This is a genomic window from Streptomyces spiramyceticus (assembly GCF_028807635.1).
Taxonomy (GTDB): Bacteria; Actinomycetota; Actinomycetes; order Streptomycetales; family Streptomycetaceae; genus Streptomyces; species Streptomyces spiramyceticus.
Map to the genome: position 1 here is coordinate 2,734,600 of NZ_JARBAX010000001.1, position 16,039 is coordinate 2,750,638.

General features: G+C 70.4%; 18 protein-coding genes. 7 read left to right on the forward strand and 11 right to left on the reverse strand.

Going from position 1 to position 16,039, the window contains the following annotated elements; all coding sequences use genetic code 11:
• Both PXH83_RS12165 and PXH83_RS12170 read left to right on the forward strand, forming a co-directional pair.
• Window positions 1–447 (forward strand): Zn-ribbon domain-containing OB-fold protein, encoded by a 447-nt coding sequence (locus tag PXH83_RS12165; protein WP_274559729.1) that lies wholly within the window; start codon window positions 1–3, stop codon window positions 445–447.
• Window positions 444–1,214: an enoyl-CoA hydratase/isomerase family protein gene (locus tag PXH83_RS12170; protein WP_274559731.1), complete on the forward strand. Its 771-nt coding sequence runs from the start codon at window positions 444–446 to the stop codon at window positions 1,212–1,214. The genes PXH83_RS12165 and PXH83_RS12170 overlap by 4 nt, the downstream gene beginning before the upstream one ends.
• A 7-nt stretch (window positions 1,215–1,221) precedes the next feature.
• On the opposite strand, the gene PXH83_RS12175 is transcribed toward PXH83_RS12170, so the two are convergent.
• Complete coding sequence (locus PXH83_RS12175; protein ID WP_274559734.1) at window positions 1,222–1,761, reverse strand: hypothetical protein; 540 nt, start codon at window positions 1,759–1,761, stop codon at window positions 1,222–1,224.
• A gap of 265 nt (window positions 1,762–2,026) precedes the next feature.
• Here PXH83_RS12175 and PXH83_RS12180 point away from each other — a divergent pair, with 265 nt between their 5' ends.
• On the forward strand, window positions 2,027–2,473 hold the full coding sequence (locus tag PXH83_RS12180) for a hypothetical protein (protein ID WP_338054709.1): 447 nt from the start codon (window positions 2,027–2,029) through the stop codon (window positions 2,471–2,473).
• Here the strand turns inward: PXH83_RS12180 and afsK are convergent.
• Together afsK and kbpA are read right to left on the reverse strand one after the other, a co-directional pair.
• Window positions 2,464–4,953, reverse strand: a complete 2,490-nt coding sequence (gene afsK, locus PXH83_RS12185; RefSeq protein ID WP_274559736.1) for a protein serine/threonine kinase AfsK — start codon at window positions 4,951–4,953, stop codon at window positions 2,464–2,466. The two genes, PXH83_RS12180 and afsK, sit on opposite strands and share 10 nt — an antisense overlap.
• Before the next feature lie 200 nt (window positions 4,954–5,153).
• Window positions 5,154–5,951 (reverse strand): AfsK-binding protein KbpA, encoded by a 798-nt coding sequence (gene kbpA / locus PXH83_RS12190; RefSeq protein WP_274559738.1) that lies wholly within the window; start codon window positions 5,949–5,951, stop codon window positions 5,154–5,156.
• Window positions 5,952–6,282: 331 nt separating this feature from the next.
• Between kbpA and PXH83_RS12195 the strand changes: the two genes are divergently transcribed.
• Window positions 6,283–6,930, forward strand: coding sequence for a TetR family transcriptional regulator (locus PXH83_RS12195; protein WP_274559740.1), 648 nt, complete (start codon window positions 6,283–6,285; stop codon window positions 6,928–6,930).
• A gap of 130 nt (window positions 6,931–7,060) precedes the next feature.
• Here the strand turns inward: PXH83_RS12195 and PXH83_RS12200 are convergent, their stop codons facing one another.
• Both PXH83_RS12200 and PXH83_RS12205 read right to left on the reverse strand, forming a co-directional pair.
• The gene (locus PXH83_RS12200) at window positions 7,061–7,543 is read right to left on the reverse strand and encodes a nitroreductase family deazaflavin-dependent oxidoreductase (RefSeq protein WP_274559743.1); all 483 of its coding nucleotides are present in this window, start codon (window positions 7,541–7,543) and stop codon (window positions 7,061–7,063) included.
• Window positions 7,543–8,769, reverse strand: coding sequence for an acyl-CoA dehydrogenase family protein (locus tag PXH83_RS12205; protein ID WP_274559745.1), 1,227 nt, complete (start codon window positions 8,767–8,769; stop codon window positions 7,543–7,545). Before PXH83_RS12205 ends, PXH83_RS12200 begins: the two co-directional genes overlap by 1 nt.
• Window positions 8,770–8,892: 123 nt before the next feature.
• Between PXH83_RS12205 and PXH83_RS12210 the strand changes: the two genes are divergently transcribed.
• A complete protein-coding gene (locus PXH83_RS12210) occupies window positions 8,893–10,077 on the forward strand; it encodes a thiolase C-terminal domain-containing protein (RefSeq protein ID WP_274559747.1) in 1,185 nt (394 codons plus the stop codon).
• A 106-nt stretch (window positions 10,078–10,183) separates the two neighbouring features.
• Here the strand turns inward: PXH83_RS12210 and tnpB are convergent, their stop codons facing one another.
• Together tnpB and PXH83_RS12220 are read right to left on the reverse strand one after the other, a co-directional pair.
• Window positions 10,184–11,644 carry an IS607 family element RNA-guided endonuclease TnpB gene (gene tnpB / locus PXH83_RS12215; RefSeq protein WP_274559749.1) on the reverse strand — a complete coding sequence of 487 codons (1,461 nt, stop codon included), beginning with the start codon at window positions 11,642–11,644 and terminating at the stop codon, window positions 10,184–10,186.
• Window positions 11,641–12,219 (reverse strand): IS607 family transposase, encoded by a 579-nt coding sequence (locus PXH83_RS12220; protein WP_274559751.1) that lies wholly within the window; start codon window positions 12,217–12,219, stop codon window positions 11,641–11,643. The genes tnpB and PXH83_RS12220 overlap by 4 nt, the downstream gene beginning before the upstream one ends.
• 54 nt (window positions 12,220–12,273) lie before the next feature.
• Between PXH83_RS12220 and PXH83_RS12225 the strand changes: the two genes are divergently transcribed.
• Complete coding sequence (locus PXH83_RS12225; RefSeq protein ID WP_274559753.1) at window positions 12,274–12,936, forward strand: pyridoxine/pyridoxamine 5'-phosphate oxidase; 663 nt, start codon at window positions 12,274–12,276, stop codon at window positions 12,934–12,936.
• Here the strand turns inward: PXH83_RS12225 and PXH83_RS12230 are convergent.
• Genes PXH83_RS12230 through PXH83_RS12245 form a run of 4 tightly spaced genes read right to left on the reverse strand, consistent with a single transcriptional unit; the run spans window position 12,933 to window position 14,655 of the window.
• Window positions 12,933–13,490, reverse strand: coding sequence for a GNAT family N-acetyltransferase (locus PXH83_RS12230; RefSeq protein ID WP_274559755.1), 558 nt, complete (start codon window positions 13,488–13,490; stop codon window positions 12,933–12,935). The two genes, PXH83_RS12225 and PXH83_RS12230, sit on opposite strands and share 4 nt — an antisense overlap.
• Window positions 13,491–13,724, reverse strand: a complete 234-nt coding sequence (locus tag PXH83_RS12235; RefSeq protein ID WP_274559757.1) for a type II toxin-antitoxin system Phd/YefM family antitoxin — start codon at window positions 13,722–13,724, stop codon at window positions 13,491–13,493. It lies immediately after the preceding gene.
• Between the two features lie 32 nt (window positions 13,725–13,756).
• A complete protein-coding gene (locus tag PXH83_RS12240) occupies window positions 13,757–14,206 on the reverse strand; it encodes a Zn-ribbon domain-containing OB-fold protein (protein WP_274559758.1) in 450 nt (149 codons plus the stop codon).
• On the reverse strand, window positions 14,206–14,655 hold the full coding sequence (locus PXH83_RS12245; RefSeq protein WP_274559760.1) for a DoxX family protein: 450 nt from the start codon (window positions 14,653–14,655) through the stop codon (window positions 14,206–14,208). The genes PXH83_RS12240 and PXH83_RS12245 overlap by 1 nt, the downstream gene beginning before the upstream one ends.
• Before the next feature lie 158 nt (window positions 14,656–14,813).
• Between PXH83_RS12245 and PXH83_RS12250 the strand changes: the two genes are divergently transcribed.
• Window positions 14,814–15,956, forward strand: coding sequence for a flavin-containing monooxygenase (locus PXH83_RS12250; RefSeq protein ID WP_274559762.1), 1,143 nt, complete (start codon window positions 14,814–14,816; stop codon window positions 15,954–15,956).
• Window positions 15,957–16,039 lie beyond the last annotated feature (83 nt).

The window sequence follows — 16,039 nt, forward strand, 5'->3', positions numbered from 1 at the left end:
ATGACCGACAGCCTCTTGACGCCCGTGGCCGACGACGACGGGGCACCCTTCTGGGAGTACGCCGCCAGGGGCGAACTCCGCATCCAGGCCTGCGCCGCCCCCGCCTGCGGCGAGCTGCGCTTTCCGCCCCGGCCCTGCTGTCCGCACTGCCGGTCCTTCGACAGCGAGTGGCGTCGGATGAGCGGGAAGGGGCGGATCTGGTCGTACGTCCTGCCCCACCCGCCACTCCTGCCCGCTTACGCCGCCCAGGCCCCGTACAACGCAGTCGTCGTCGAGCTCGCCGACGCCCCGCACATCCGGCTGGTGGGGAACGTGGTGACCGGCGCGGAGGCGGCTCTCGACTCGGTCGACCCCGCCCGACTGCGCATCGGCGCGAAGGTGCACGCCGTCTTCACCGCGGGCCCGGGGGGCGTTACGGTGCCTCGCTGGCTGCTGGAGCGGTCGTGAGCATCCGTGTCGAGCGGGACAAGGAGAGCGGCGTCGCGGTCGTCACCCTCGACCGGGCGCACAAGCACAATGCCGTCGACCTGGACATGGCCGGTCAACTGTCCTCCGCCTGGCGCGACTTCCGGTTCGACGACAACGTGCGGGCGGTGGTCGTGACGGGTGCGGGCGAGAAGGCTTTCTGCACCGGCATCGACCGTGACGTGGACGTGCCTCAGCCGTCGTCGCCGTACTCGGTCGACGATCCGCTCATCGCCATCGGGCCGAAGGCGAACGACCTGTGGAAACCGGTGATCGCGGCGGTGCGGGGAATGGCGTGCGGCGGTGCGTTCTATCTGCTGGGGGAGGCCGAGTTCATCGTCGCCGCCGAGGACGCGGTCTTCTTCGACCCGCATACGACGTACGGGATGGTCAGCGCGTACGAGGCGATCTACATGGCGCAGCGGATGCCGTTCGGGGAAGTGGCCCGGATGGCGCTGATGGGCACGGCGGAACGGGTGTCGGCGCGGCGGGCGTACGAGACGGGCCTCGTGTCCGAAGTGGCGGAACCGGGCGATGAGCTGAAGGCCGCGGTGCGGTGCGCGGAGGTGATCGCGTCGTACCCGACGGAGGCGGTGCAGGGGACGGTACGTGCGGTGTGGGCGGCGAAGGAGGGTGCCCGCAGCCAGGCTCTGGCGCAGGCACCGCACCTCGTTGCACTCGGGAATCTGCCGCCGGAGCGGCAGGCGGCTCTCTTCACCGCCCGCCGACCGGAATTCCGCACGCGCTAGGGCGGCGTCAGGAGATGACGCGCTGCACCTTGGAGAGGGTGCACTTGCCGCCGGAGGTCGCGCCGTCCTGGGGTGTGTACGGCGTGGCGACGTCCAGCTTGTCCGTCCTGCCGGGGAGCACCATGGGGATGGTGGGGTTGCGCTCCCCGATGCTCGTACCGCTCGGGTCGGTGAAGGACACCGTGAACGTGTACGTGTAGTTCTCGGACGTGCTGCTGTTGGTGGCGCTGATGGCGGCGACGATGCCTCGGGAGGGGTCGTACTCGCAGGAGTCGATCCGTACGTCCCTGATGGCCTTGTTGTTGCTGCCCGTGCCCGAGACGGAGCCGGTGGTGGTGCCCGAGCTGGTGGAGCCGGTGGTGCCGCCGGTCGTGGTGGAGCTGCCCGACGTGGTGTCGTCGCCGTAGCTCGAACCACCCGTGCTGCTACTACTACTGCTGCCGCTGCTGCTGTTGTCGCAGCTACCGCCGCTGGAACCACGCGCTCCGGTCAACGCGAAGACTGCGATACCAAAGACGGCTACAGCGCGGACATGGCGAAGCTTCACGCTTCAACCCCCGTTGAAATCAGAGAAATCAGAGACATCAGAGAAATTCAGCGCGCGATTGACGCGCGCACGTCACCCTAGTGGGGTGCCGGACGCACCTGCAAAACGCGTGCCCGCGGGACATGACCGGAAATCGCGCGTCGCCTTAACTACAGCGAAGAAGCACCTGACATGGAGCGCCCGTGGGCGTAGCGTCGGCGTCTGCGGCGGGTGTCGCAAGCTCATTCGGAGGAGGACGACATTGTTCCGCAGTGTGCTCGGGTGGGTGCTTGGGCTTCTTGGGGCGGCGGCTGCCGTTCTGAGCCCCTTCCGTGCCTGGTACGACGGCCGTTCCGGTCGCGACTACCGCGTCCAGGACCTGTTCGGCGGCATCACGGACAGCGAGCCCGGGCTCGCTGGGTCGATTCTGTTGCCGTTTGCGATTGCGGCCGGGCTCGCGCTGGTCGGCCTGGCGGCGAGGTCCCGGGCGGCCGTTGCCCTGGCCGGGGTTGTCGTGATCGCCTTCACCGTCCTGTGGATGGTCCGCCTGGGGCAGGTGGTGGACAGCGTCAGCGTCAAGAGTGACGGGACGGGGCTGGACCTCGGCGTCGCGAACGCGCTCGGCGGCGGCGTACTGCTGCTGCTCGCCGCGGCCGTGATGCGCGGCCGCGGTCAACAACAGCAGTCGGACAGGTCTGACCGCTCGGACAGGGAGGCTTCCGCTCAGGCGTGAGCGCCCGACGGGCGGCCCGTCGCCGTGCCCTTCACCGCGTCCAGGGCGTACACACAGCGGTCCTTGCTGCACGCGTACACCACCCCGCCCTGCGCGACCGGCGACCCCGTGATCTCGCCGCCCGTCGCGAGTTTCCAGCGCAGTTGGCCGCCGCTCGCGTCCAGCGTGTAGAGGCAGTGGTCGGCCGAGCCGAAGTGGACGCGGCCGTCGGAGACCACGGGGGTGCCGATGACCTCGCCGCCCGCCGCGAAGCGCCACTTCGGGGTGCCGGTGACCGCGTCCAGGGTGTAGAGCGCGCTGCCGCTGCCGACGTGGATGTTGCCTGCCGCGACGAGGACCGGCTCGATGGACTTGCGGGACTCGGTGGCGATACGCCAGCGGTCCTTGCCGGTGGAGGCGTCGAGGGCGTACACCGTGCCGAGGTAGTCGGCGAGGTAGACACCGCCGCCCGTCACGGCGGGCCCCGGCGCGAACGCGGGCGGGCAGAGGAAGACCGCGGGCGCCTCGAAGTGCCAGCGCACATGGCCGCTGACCGTATCGATGGCGAGGACGCGGGTGCCCGCGGAGACGTAGACGTAGCCGTCCGGCGCGGGTGTGACGCGCACCGGCACTCCGCCGCAGGCTGCTGCGTCGCCGATCGGGTACGACCAACGCTCCGTGCCCGTACGGGAGTCGAGCGCGCGCAGCCGCGCGTTCTGCCATACGTACACCGTGTCGTCGTGTACGGCGGGACCGGCCTCCGGGGTCTCGAAGTCGGTCTGGGCGCCGGTGAGTTCCCACAGCTTCTGGCCGTTGGACGCCTCCCAGGCCTGGACGCCACCGCCCCGCGTGCCGGTCACGACGGTGCCGCGGTCGGCCTTGAGCGAGTACACCCAGGCGTCCGTCTGCAGCCGCCACCGCTCGGCGCCGTCGGCCGCGTCGAGGGCGTACAGCGTGGGGCCGTCGGATGCGTGGATACGTCCGCCCGCGACGGCCATCGCCCAGGCGACGTCACGCGTCTTGAACTGGCGCCGCCCGCTGGCCACATCGAGGGCGTGGACCTCGAAGGAGGTGACGTAGACGAGGTCGCCGGCGACGGCCGGGGTCCCCCACACGTCGTTGGACATACGGAACCGCCACGGCCGCCATCCCCCGGCAGGCCCCGCTCCGTCGGCCGAGGGCCCGGGCTGCGGCACCGACGGCGGCGCGGAGGAGGAAGTGGGGGAGGGTGGGGACGAGGGTGCGGGCGAGGCCACGATGCCGGTGACCGCTTCCGCACCGTTCACCCCGGCCGGCGGCCTGATCCAGCCAGTGGCGTTCTCCCCGTGCACGGGGGCCGTACCGGCGCGGGTTTCGGCCACGCGCGGACCCGGCCCGATGGGCACCTTTGACCCGGGCAGCCGTACGGCATGGTGCGGAGCCGGCGCGGCGTGCGCACCATGCCCGGCGTGAGCACCCTGCGGGGCGTGAGCTGCCTGGGCCGGGTGTGCGGCCTGGGCCGGCTGGAGGTGTGCCGCGGGCGGCGGGCCCGGCGGGCGCGGCGGTGTGGCGTGCGCGCGGGGCGGGGGCGTATTGCGCGCACTCGGCGTACTCGGCGGGACGGCCCGGCCGCCCCGCCGCTGCTCGATCATCGCGGTCGCCCGTTCGGGCAGCCACGCGGACGCCGTACCGCTGTCGTCCTGTCCCGAGGCGAAGAGGTGCGGCGAGAGCTGCGCCTGGAGGTCGGCCGGGCTGGGCCGCAGCACGGCCTCCATCTGCATGCACGACTCGATCAGCGGCCGCAGCTCGTCGGGCAGGCCCTCGACGTCGGGGCCCTCGCGCAGCAGCATGAAGACCGTCTCGACCGGGTTCGCACCGTGGAAGGGCGCATGCCCGGTCGCCGCGAAGACCAGGGTCGAGCCGAGCGAGAAGATGTCGGAGGCGCCCGTCACGCTGCGCGAGTCGCGCGCCTGCTCGGGCGACATGTAGGCGGGGGTGCCGACGGCCACGTTGGTCATGGTCAGCCGGGTGTTGGACACCCCGGAGGCGATACCGAAGTCGATGACGCGGGGCCCGTCCTCCACCACCAGGACGTTCGACGGCTTGAGGTCGCGGTGGACCAGGCCCGCCCCGTGGATGGACTGGAGCGCCTCGGCGATGCCGGCGGCCAGCCAGCGCACCGCCTGGGCCGGCATCGGCCCGCATTCGTTCACTATTTCTTCGAGCGAGGGAGCGGGCACGTACGCGGTGGCCAGCCACGGCACCGCGGCCCGCGGATCGGCGTCCACGACCGCAGCCGTGTAGAACCCGCTGACCGCCCTCGCCGCCTCCACCTCACGCGTGAAGCGGACGCGGAACAGCTGGTCCTCGGCGAGCTCGGTCCGTACCGTCTTGATCGCCACCCGCCGGCCCGACGCCGACCGCGCGAGATAGACCAGCCCCATGCCGCCGGCCCCGAGCCGTCCCAGCACCTCGAACGGGCCGATCCGTCGCGGGTCGTGCTGCGTCAGCTGCTCCACCACTTGCCTGCCACCTCCCCGTACGAGGCTCCGAACACAGCCCCATGCAGCGTCTCACCACCGGGCACCACCCAGGGGTGCGCACCCTGATTCTTCCTGTCCGAGGCGGTGGTGGCGAACCCGGGGGCGGACCGGGGTGTCTCACCCCGATTCGGACACGTCACGCAGGTGCGCAATGCGCCTTTTCTTCACTGATGTGAAGGTTATGCGGCGGTCTCTTCCGGCTCTGCGAGTACGGCGAAGGTTGCGCCCTGATTGTCGGTGAGCACCGCAATACGTCCGTAGGGGGTGTCGAAGGGCTCTGCCTGGATGCGGCCGCCCTGAGCGACGGCCGTCGCAGCGGCCTCGTCGCAGTCCTCGACGACGAAATAGATCATGAAGTGGTCCGGCATCTCGGCCGGGAAGACGTCCCCTATGAGACTGCGACCGCCGATGGCCGTGTCGGGTCCCGCGTCGGCGCCTGCCGGGGACCAGGTTCTGAAGTCCTGGCCTGCTTCTTCCAGATCGAAGCCCTGGAAGCCGAAAACCGTCTCGTAGAAGGGGTCGGTCAGTTCCTTACGGCGCGAGTAGACCTCGGTCCAGCAGAAGGATCCCGGCTCGTCGCGCTTCTCGAAACCGGCGTGCGTGCCCGCCTGCCAGAGCCCGAAGACGGCGCCGCCGGGGTCGGCGGCCATGGCCATCGTTCCGAGCGGGGGTACGGGCACGGGGTCCGTCACCATCTGACCGCCGGCGTCCTTGATCTTTCGGGCGAGGGCGGCGGCATCGTCCGTGGCGAAGTAGACGCCCCAGGCGGTGGGCATGCGGCCGTCGAGCTTCGGCGCGAGGGCGGCGACCTTTTTGCCGTCGCTGACGGCGTACACGAAGAGACTCTGCCTGGTGAAGCCCGGGTCCGCGTAGGTCCAGCCGAACAGCTCGCCGTAGAAGCGCATGCCCGCTTCGAGGTCGGCGAGCGCCACCTCGACCCAGCACGGGGTGCCTTCCGCGAATTCGAGTCCGGCCATGGGCCCGGTCCTTCCTTGCATGTGCGAGGCGATGTGGTGCCCGTCACACTCAAAGTAACGGGCTGCCGCCTGGCGCGCAGAGGAGGGAATCGAACATATGGTCACATATCGTTACATTGCACCTTGGGATGCTTGGGTTGTCCACCAAAGTTGTCCACAGGCTGTTGATAAGACTATTCGGGTCAGGGGTGGATGCAGGGCCGGCGCGGTGCTCGATACGGGACGACGCACGGACGACGTACACGTGACGTACGCTCGCGGCGCTGCTGGCCGGTTCCCCATTTGCAGTCGGCCGAATCGCGCTCCGATCACCCCTCGGTAAGCTGACGGCATGACAGGACAAGTACGCACCGTCGACGGCCGCGTGGCCGGACGACGCGGCCAAGCGACGCGGCAGAAGCTGCTCGACTGCCTCAGCGAGATGCTCAGCTCCTCGCCCTACCGGGACGTCAAAGTCATCGACGTGGCCCGGAAAGCGGGGACTTCACCAGCGACGTTCTACCAGTACTTCCCTGACGTCGAAGGTGCCGTCCTCGAAATTGCCGAGGAAATGGCAAAGGAGGGCGCCGGGTTGACGGAACTCGTCTCCGGCCGCTCCTGGGTCGGCAAGGCGGGCTGGGCGACGTCCGAGGAACTTGTCGAGGGCTTCCTCGACTTCTGGCGCAAAAACGATGCGATCCTCCGGGTGGTCGATCTGGGCGCCGCGGAGGGCGACAAGCGGTTCTACAAGATCCGCATGAAAATCCTGAACTCCGTCACCAACTCCCTTACGGAGTCGGTGAAGGATCTCCAGTCCAAGGGCAAGGTCGACAAGGACGTGAGCCCGGCGGCTATGGCCGGATCGCTGGTCGCGATGCTGGCGGCGGTGGCCTCGCACCAGAAGGGTTTCCAGACCTGGGGTGTGAAACAGACCGAACTCAGGCCCAATCTGGCCCTGTTGGTGCACTTGGGTATCACCGGAAAGAAGCCGACGAAGTAGATCCGCGTCGCTTCCCGCCCACCCCGTCCACCCCGCCCACAGCCTCCGATCTGCAGTCTCCAGCTCCAGTCCTGTCTACGCAGCGGCGGACCGTGATTCGGTCCGCCGCTGCGGCATTCCCCCACTTGCTTCAGCGGCGCTCCAGCCGGAAGAGCCGGATCTGCCGGTCCACCCTCGTCTGGTACGTCGCGTACGGCGGCCAGAACATCAGCACCGCCCGCCACACCGCCTCCCGCTCCTCGCCCTCCAGCAGCCGCGCCCTGACCCGGATGTCCTGCCCCCGCCAGCTGATGCCGACGTCCGGGTGCGCCAGGAGGTTGGCCGTCCACGCCGGGTGCCCCGGACGGCCGAAGTTGCTGCCGATCAGAATCCAGGTGCCGGCGCTTCCGCCGTCCCCCTCCGGCATGCACGCGAGTGGCGTAGTCCGGGGCAGGCCGCTCTTGGCGCCCTTCGCGGTGAGGATCACGCCGGGCAGCATCTGGGCGCTCAGCATCACCTTGCCCCTGGTCAGGCGGTGGACCGCGCGGTCCATGGCCGGGATGAAATGCGGGGCGATCTTCGCGAAGGTGCGGGTCGACGACACCTTCTGGATCAGCCGGGTACCTGGCGGCATCAGCCCGCCACCGCCTCTCGTTCCTCCTGCGGACCGAAGAGGCCCGCGAGCTCCGCCGCGCGGTCGCGCAGCCGGTGGACGGGGCCGAACAGCAGCTCGTCGGCCGCCGCCCGCTTGAAGTACAGATGCGCGTCGTGCTCCCAGGTGAAGCCGATCCCGCCGTGCAGCTGAATGGCCTCGCCCGCGGTGCTGCGCAGCGCTTCGAGGGCCTGCGCAAGTGCGAGACCGCCTGTGGTGGGGTCCGAGGCCGCGCAGTACGCCGCCGAGCGGGCCGCCTGCACCTGTACGTACAGGTCGGCCAGCCGGTGCTTGACCGCCTGGAAGGAGCCGATCGCGCGCCCGAACTGCTCGCGGGCCTTGACGTAGTCGACGGTACGTTCCAACGCCTGCGAGGCCGCCCCGACCGCCTCGGCGGCGAGCACGGTGGCGGCGGTACGCCCGACGGCGGCCAGCGCGCGGGGCACGTCGGCAGCGTCGCTGCCCCCCAGCAACTCCCCGCCGACGTCGCGCAGTTGGATACGCCCCTGCGGGCGGGTCTCGTCCAGGGAGGTCTGCCGTACGCGCACGAGCCCCGGCGAGTCGGCCCGTACGAGAAACAGCAGCGTGCGGCTGCGGGCGAAGCCGCCCGTGTGCGCGGCGACCAGGAGCAGACCGGCGCTGTGCCCGTCGAGCACCTGCCCCGCTTCCCCGTACAACCGCCACCCACCGTCCACCCGGCCTTCCCCGTCCACCCGGCCTTGCCCGTCCACCCGCCGCGCCTGCACGCCCCCGGCGCGGCCGCCCCCGGCCCACTCCCCGCCCGCGTTGTCGCCGGTCAGGGCAAGCGCGGTGGAGAGGCCGGCGCCCGGTACGGCAAGGGTGGCGGTCAGAGCGCCGGCGGCGATGGGCGGGAGGAGGCCGGCGCACTGGGCGTCGGTACCGAGGTCGGCGATGAGGGGCGCGGCGAGTACGGCCGTACCGAGGAGGGGGGAGGGGAGCAGGGTGCGGCCCGTCTCCTCGCAGGCGAGGGCGAGTTCGGCGGTGGTGCAGCCGACGCCGCCGTGGGCGGTGGGCAGCGCGAGGCCCGGGAGGCCGAGCTCTTGGGCGAGCTGCTGCCAGAGTGCGGGGTCGTGGCCGGTGGTGGTGGCTGCGGCCGCCTTGACTTCGTCGGGGCCGCAACGTTTGGCGAGCAGTTCGCGCAGGGTGCGGCGGATTTCGTCCTGTTCCGCGGTGAAGGCGGCGTCCATGGAGCTCCCCTCCATCTGTATCTGACGGGGCGTCATGTTAGGGGCAGCCGACTGGGATGCACAGGGGGGTGAGCTTCTTTCCGCAGCCACCACCCAGCCCACATCTGATGTACCGTCAGATCTATGCCCACACCCCGACCTCGCCCCCACCGCAAGGTAGCCATAGTCGGCATATCCCTCTCCGACACCGGCCGCGTCGACGAGGCCACCCCCCACGCCCTCCACGCCCAGGCCGCCCGCCGCGCCCTCGCCGACTCCGGCCTCGACCGCCGCCTCATCGACGGTTTCGCCTCCGCAGGCCTGGGCACCCTCGCCCCGGTCGAGGTCGCCGAGTACCTCGGGCTGCGCCCCACCTGGGTCGATTCCACCGCCGTCGGCGGCTCCACCTGGGAAGTCATGGCCGCGCACGCCGCCGACGCCATCGCCGCCGGGCACGCCAATGCCGTACTGCTGGTGTACGGATCGACCGCCCGCGCCGACATCAAGGCCCGGCGCCGCACCTCGAACCTCTCCTTCGGGGCGCGCGGCCCGCTCCAGTTCGAGGTGCCGTACGGGCACACGCTCGTATCCAAGTACGCGATGGCCGCCCGCCGCCACATGCACGAGTACGGCACCACCCTGGAGCAGCTCGCCCAAGTCGCCGTCCAGGCAAGGGCGAACGCCGCCACCAACCCGGACGCGATGTACCGCGACCCGATCACCGTCGACGAGGTCCTGTCCGGCCCGGTGATCGCCGACCCCTTCACCAAGCTGCACTGCTGCATCCGCAGCGACGGCGGCTGCGCGGTCCTGATGGTCGCGGAGGAGTACGTCCCGGATTCGGCCAAGGCTCCGGTGTGGGTGCTCGGCGCCGGGACAGCGGTCTCGCACACCACCATGTCCGAGTGGGAGGACTTCACGGTCTCCCCCGCGGCCGTCTCGGGGCGCCTCGCCTTCGAGCGGGCCGGAGTGCGCCCTGCCGACATCGACCTCGCCGAGATCTACGACGCCTTCACCTACATGACCCTGGTGACGCTGGAAGACTTGGGCTTCTGCGCGAAGGGGGAGGGCGGGGCGTACGTCGAGAAGGGCCGCCTGCTGCGGGAAGGCGAGCTGCCGGTGAACACCGACGGCGGGGGCCTGTCCGCCTGCCATCCCGGGATGCGCGGGCTGTTCCTGCTGGTCGAAGCGGTGCGGCAGCTGAGGGGCGAGGCGGGCGAAGGCCAGGTCCGCAAGGCGGGCGGGAGGCTGCCGGAGCTGGCGGTGGCGTCGGGGACGGGCGGCTGGTTCTGCTCGTCGGGGACGGTGGTGCTGGGCCGGAACAACTGACTCATGGTGTGGGATGGCCCGAACCGATCACCACATGCACCGTTGCTTTGATCATCAAGTGATCTCAGCAATCCCGGCGTTTCCGCCGGAATGGTCCGTAACGGTGTCACCAGAGCCCGAGTTGCACCCTGGTGGCTTGTTGACGGTCTCCCGTTTCCTTCCCGGCCCGGGGGCTGGGGATTGCGCCACCTGCCCGCCCCGTCCCGGCCTTGCGGCGCGGACGGGTGGTGCGGGTCTTGCGGTCGGCTCCACGGGGCTTCGACTCCGCTTTGACGGCAGGGTCCAGGTCTCCGGCCACTCCGGTACCTGTCGTGCGGGCCGCGAGGGCGACCAGGTTGTGTCCCGCGTTCGCGTCCCGGTCAAGGACCAGGCCGCAGTTGTCGCACTCGAAGACACGCACACTGAGGGGCAGTTTGGCTTTCACCACACCGCAGCGGGAGCAGGTCTTCGAGGAGGGGAGCCAGCGGTCGGCAACGACGAGGCGTGTGCCGTGCCGACGGGTTTTGTAGGTGAGCTGGCGTCGGATCTCGCCGAACGCGGCATCCGCGACGCGGCGGGACAGGCGGCGGTTGCGGCCCATTCCGGCGACGTTGAGGTCTTCGACGACGACCGTGCCGTACTCGGCTGCGAGGCGGGTCGTCATCTTGTGGAGGGTGTCCTCGCGCAGGTTCGCGACCCGGTGATGGATCTTGTTCCGCGCCTGGTTGGCCTTCTCCCAGCGGCGGGAGGGCTGCTGTCCGGTGCGCCGGTCGGGGCCGCGGCGGCGGGAGACGATCCGGCTGGCGCGGCGCAGCTGTTTCTGTGCGCGGTCGAGGTGGCGTGGGTTGGGTTCCTCGCTGAGGACACCGTCGCTGTCCGCGAGGACCGCGAGGGTCTTGATGCCGAGGTCGATACCGACCGCCGCGTCCGGACGGGCCACTTTCACCAGCTGGTGCTTCTGTTCGACCTGGAGTGCGACGAACCAGCGGCCCCGGTCCAGGCATGCCGTCGCGGACAGGATCCGCATGTTCCCATCATCGATGAGGGCTCGCAGATCGGCTCGGTTCTCGTGGAGACGGACGGTGCCGATCCTGGGCAGGGTGATGTGCCTGCCGTCAGGCTCGATACGGATCGTGCCGGTGGTGAACCGGCAGGTCAGGCGCGCTTTCCGTTTCGACTTGAAGCGGGGGACGCCCATCTTCGGGCCCTTGCGCTTGCCACTCTTCGACTTCGCGTAGTTGTCGAACGCCACCGACGCGCCCGCCAGGCCGGTGTTGTATGCCTCCTTGGAGTTCTCCTCCCACCAGCCGGCGAACCGCGGATCGGTGTGCTTGGCCTCGTTGAACGCCCTCCGCAGCGAGGGCAACGACCACGACCGCCACTCAGTCAGCTCCCCCTCGGGGATGTTGTACGACTGCTCGGCCTTCCGCTGCCACCACACGGCGGTGATGTACGCGACCGCCCAGTTGTACGCGGCCCGCGCGGCACCTGCGTGCGAGTGCAGGTGCCGGTTGGTCGTGGCGTTCGGGTCCAGCGCGAGCTTGTGCGCGAGGACGGTGAAGCCCGGCCGCGGCGTGAACTTCTTCATCCGGCCGCCTCCGGGCCGGTGGCGACGGCGACGGCGCGGGCGGCGCGATTCTTCGCGGAGCGGCGGCCGTACAGACGGGCGCACATCGAGGTCAGGACCTCGGTGATGTCCCGTACGAGGTCGTCGGCGGTCTCTGCCGGGTCGAGGACAACCAGGCGCCGTCCCGTGGCCGAGAGAGCGGCTTCCAGGTGCTCGACACCGAACCGGGCGAGGCGTTCTCGGTGCTCGACCACGATCGTCCCCACACCCGGGTCGGCGAGCAGGCGGTGCAGCTTGCGGCGGCGCCCGTTCAAGCCGGAGCCAACCTCCGTCACCACCTCAGCGACGGCGAGCCCCTGGGCCGTTGCGCCCTGCACGGTCCGGGCGACCTGCCGTTCCAGGTCCGCTTTCTGGTCACCGGACGAGACACGGCAGTACGCCACGACCCGCCCGGCGGCCTTCGGGGCCGACTCGTTCACGAGCCATGTACCGGACGGCGTCTGGACGACCGGGACCGGCATACGGCCCTCTTTCGCCCAGGTCCATGCAGTCTGGTAGTGCACGCCGTTGCGTGCTGCCCACTCGGAAAGCTTCACGATGTCAGGTTATTCACTGAGAATACTGATATCCACTGAAAGAAATGGGAACTGTTGTTCACCCACCACCACTTCCAGGACCTGCTCCGCTCCCAGCGCGTATGGGACACGAAGCTGCCCGCCTTCGACCCGGCCACCGCACCGCAAGCCCCCCTCCCCCTGTTCCACCAGTGGTTCGAGGAGGCCGTCGCGGCCGGCCAGACCGAGCCGCACACCATGAGCCTGGCGACCGTGGACGAAGACGGGCTGCCCGACGTACGGACGCTGATGCTGCACGACGCCGACGAGCACGGCTGGCACTTCGCCTCGCACGCCACCAGCGCGAAGGGCCGCCACCTCGCCGCGCACCCGTACGCGGCGCTCGGCTTCTACTGGCCGGCGCGGGGCCGGCAGGTTCGGGTCAGGGGCCGGGTGACGACCGGGACACCGGCCGAGAGCCGGGCCGACCTGCACGCACGGTCGACGGGCGCGCTCGCCTCCGCGCTGGTCGGCAGGCAGAGCGAAATCCTGCCGGAGTACGAAGAGTTGGTGCGGGCGTCGGAGGCTGCGTGGGAGCGGGCGCAGGCAGAGCCGGACGCCGACGTACCGACCTGGACGCTGTACGTCGTTGAACCGGACGAGGTCGAATTCTTTCAGGGCGACGAGCGCCGCCGCCACGTCCGCCTGCGCTACCGCCGGGAGGGCGAGGCGTGGGTGCGGGAGCTGCTCTGGCCTTAGTCCGTGGCGAGCCGCGCGTGCAGGTGCATGTCTTGGAAGGTGCTCGAGCCCCACGCCTCGGGCATGGCCCCGCGCAGGGTGCCTTCGTACACGTACGCGTGACGCAGCGCGATCCGGCAGGACGCCTCGTGGCCGACGGCATGGCCGAGCTCGATGCGGTGCAGCCCGATGTCGTCGAATGCCCAGCGGCTGACGAGCTCCAGGGCGTGCCCCGCGATTCCGCGGCCGCGGGCTTCGGGGAGGGTCCAGTAGCCGACGCGGGCGGTGCGCAGGGCGGGGACGATGGCGTTGAGACCGACATGGCCGAGGGCGGCGCCGGTGGTCTCGTCGGTGACGCAGTACGAGGCGGCGACCCCGCGCTGCCAGCCGTCCGCGCGGTCGCGCAGCAGCGCTGCCGCGGCGGCCTCGTCGAGGATGGGCGCATGGTGGGTGTTCCAGCGCTGGTACTCGGGGTCGCGGACTCCGCGGAGCAGTAAGCCGACGTCATCGGGCTGCCAGGTGCGCAGGCGAAGCCCGTGACCCCGCAGGTCGGCGGGGGCTATCTCTTTGATCATTCAGCCATTGAACAACTCGTCGGCCTCGCGCCGCATCTGTTCGTGATCGATGCGGGGAAGTCTGCGGGCGCGCGCAACGAGCTCATCGGACGTGAGGTCCTTCTTGCGCGTCAGCGGCCGCAACTCCGCGACGTCCATCCCATTGCGGGTGATGCGGTAGGTCTCGCCGGTCTCGACCGCGTCCATGACCGCGGCGAAGTGGTCCCGCAACTCTCGCTGAGTGATGGTCTGCACCGACCGAACCCAGCGCCGTGGGTCCCGCTGCGCTACGCGGTTCGCGCGGCCCGGCAGGCCGCGGGCCGGAAGACAGGGACGGCGCACCCGTCCGTCTCCACCGCATCGCCAACCTCCCGGAACGCGACCTCCAGCTCCATCCCGATCCGGAGTTCCCCCTCCGCGCAGTCCACGATCTCCGTCATCATGCGCGGCCCCTCCGCGAGATCGACGACCGCCGCCGTGTACGGCGTACGCGCGCCGAAAGGCGGGAGGTCGTTCCGGTGGACCACCGACCAGGTGTAGAGCGTGGCGCGGCCGCCGGCCTGCTCCCACTCCACGTCGTCGCTCCAGCAGCGCGGGCAGAACTCCCGCGGATAGTGATGCGCCTCGCCGCACGCACCGCAGCGGCGCACGAGGAGGCGGCCCTGTGCGGCGGCTTCCCAGTACGGACGGGTGAAGGCGTCGATGTCGGGCGTCGCCGCGCCACTCGTCCCGCTCATCAGAAGAGTCCGATCGCATGGTCGACGGACCACGTCTGCCAGGACATGGCAAAGAGCGCGACGAGCGAGATCAGCGCCATCATCGCGTTCTGCCCCTGCTCGGCCCAGTCGTGGATCATCAGGACCAGGTAGAGGAGGTTGAGGAGCAGGCCGCCGACGAGGGCCACGGGCGTGAGGAAACCGACGACCAGGCCGAGTCCGAGGGCCAGTTCGGCGTACACGACGATGTACGCCATCACCTTGGGGCGGGGTGCGACGACGCGGTCGAAGCCGGTCTTGACCGTGGCCCACCGGTGCTTGGCCGCGACGTCCTGCGCCCAGGCTATGCCGGTGCCGCGCTCGAACCAGCCCTTCTTGTCCTTGTGCCGCCAGCTCTCCAGCCACCACAGGCCGAGGCCGATGCGCAGCACGGCGAGCCACTCGGCGCCGCCGAGCCAGATGGTCTGCATTCCGGTCCACCCACCCTCCACCGAACCAATCTGACGGTACGTCAGTTGAACCGATGAGACAGCTTGTGCGCAAGAGGTGTGCGCGCGTGATCAATCTGTAACCCATTCCCCTCTTGACCGAGACCCACCAAGTGACGACACCGTTACGCTCAGCATTCATGGACATCACCACCAACGACCGCCCCGTGTACGTCATCGGCGCCGGGCCGGGCGGACTCGCCGCCGCCGCGGCGCTGCGCGAACAGGGCGTACGAGCCGTCGTACTGGAGAAGTCCGCCTCCGTGGCCGCCTCCTGGCGCGGGCACTACGACCGCCTCCGCCTGCACACCACCCGCCGCCTCTCCGCCCTCCCGGGGCTTCCGATACCGCGCGCGTTCGGGCGCTGGGTGGCGCGGGACGACGTCATCCGCTACCTGGAGAAGTACGCCGAGTTCCACGAACTGGAGATCGTCACCGGCGTCGAGGTCTCCCGCATCGAGCCCGCGCCCGGCGGCACCGGCTGGTTACTGCACGCCACCGGCGGGCGGGAGTTGACGGGGTCGGCGGTCGTGGTCGCCACCGGCTACAACCACACGCCGTACGTCCCCGACTGGCCGGGCCGGGACACGTACACCGGCGAACTCACCCACGCGAGCCAGTACCGCAACCCCCGCCCCTACGAAGGCAGGGACGTCCTCGTCGTCGGCACCGGCAACACGGGCGCGGAGATCGCCGTGGACCTGGTGGAGGGCGGCGCGGCACGGGTGCGGCTCGCGGTACGCACCGTCCCGCACATCGTGCGCCGCTCGACGGCCGGCTGGCCCGCGCAGGCGACCGGCATTCTCGTACGCCGCCTTCCGGTGCGCCTGGTGGACCGGGCGGGCGACCTGATGTGCCGCCTGTCGGTCCCCGACCTCTCGGACCGGGGCCTGCCGCGCCCCGCCACCGGCCTCTACTCCCGGGTCAAGGACGGCGCGATCCCGGTGCAGGACGTCGGCCTGATCGACGCGGTGAGGCGCGGCACGGTGGAACCGGTGGCGGCCGTCGAGTCGTTCGACCAGGACAAGGTGGTACTGGCGGACGGCACCCGCATCCAGCCCCAGGCGCTGATCGCGGCGACCGGCTACCGGCGCGGGCTGGACGGACTGGTGGGCCACCTCGGCGTGCTGGACGTCCGGGGCAGGCCAGTGCCCCACGGCGGCCGTGCCTCCACGAAGGCTGCCGGTCTTTACTTCGTTGGCTTCACCAACCCCATCAGTGGGATGCTCCGGGAAATGGCGATCGACGCCCGCAAAATCGCCAGGGCGCTGTCCGCGGGCTGACTGCCTGACCGCCCTTGGACCCGGCCGAGCCGCACGGATGCGGTCCGTATCCTGGCCGCCACCCCTCGGGGCTGTGGAGAGTA

What these genes read in the sequence shown, in the direction of transcription:
- PXH83_RS12240 (WP_274559758.1), bottom strand. Translation starts at nt 14,206, where the DNA reads ATGAGCGGGACGAGTGGCGCGGCGACGCCCGACATCGACGCCTTCACC.
- PXH83_RS12200 (WP_274559743.1), bottom strand. Translation starts at nt 7,543, where the DNA reads ATGCCGCCAGGTACCCGGCTGATCCAGAAGGTGTCGTCGACCCGCACC.
- PXH83_RS12245 (WP_274559760.1), bottom strand. Translation starts at nt 14,655, where the DNA reads ATGCAGACCATCTGGCTCGGCGGCGCCGAGTGGCTCGCCGTGCTGCGC.
- PXH83_RS12205 (WP_274559745.1), bottom strand. Translation starts at nt 8,769, where the DNA reads ATGGACGCCGCCTTCACCGCGGAACAGGACGAAATCCGCCGCACCCTG.
- PXH83_RS12195 (WP_274559740.1), top strand. Translation starts at nt 6,283, where the DNA reads ATGACAGGACAAGTACGCACCGTCGACGGCCGCGTGGCCGGACGACGC.
- PXH83_RS12230 (WP_274559755.1), bottom strand. Translation starts at nt 13,490, where the DNA reads ATGATCAAAGAGATAGCCCCCGCCGACCTGCGGGGTCACGGGCTTCGC.
- PXH83_RS12165 (WP_274559729.1), top strand. Translation starts at nt 1, where the DNA reads ATGACCGACAGCCTCTTGACGCCCGTGGCCGACGACGACGGGGCACCC.
- tnpB (WP_274559749.1), bottom strand. Translation starts at nt 11,644, where the DNA reads ATGAAGAAGTTCACGCCGCGGCCGGGCTTCACCGTCCTCGCGCACAAG.
- PXH83_RS12250 (WP_274559762.1), top strand. Translation starts at nt 14,814, where the DNA reads ATGGACATCACCACCAACGACCGCCCCGTGTACGTCATCGGCGCCGGG.
- kbpA (WP_274559738.1), bottom strand. Translation starts at nt 5,951, where the DNA reads ATGGCCGGACTCGAATTCGCGGAAGGCACCCCGTGCTGGGTCGAGGTG.
- PXH83_RS12210 (WP_274559747.1), top strand. Translation starts at nt 8,893, where the DNA reads ATGCCCACACCCCGACCTCGCCCCCACCGCAAGGTAGCCATAGTCGGC.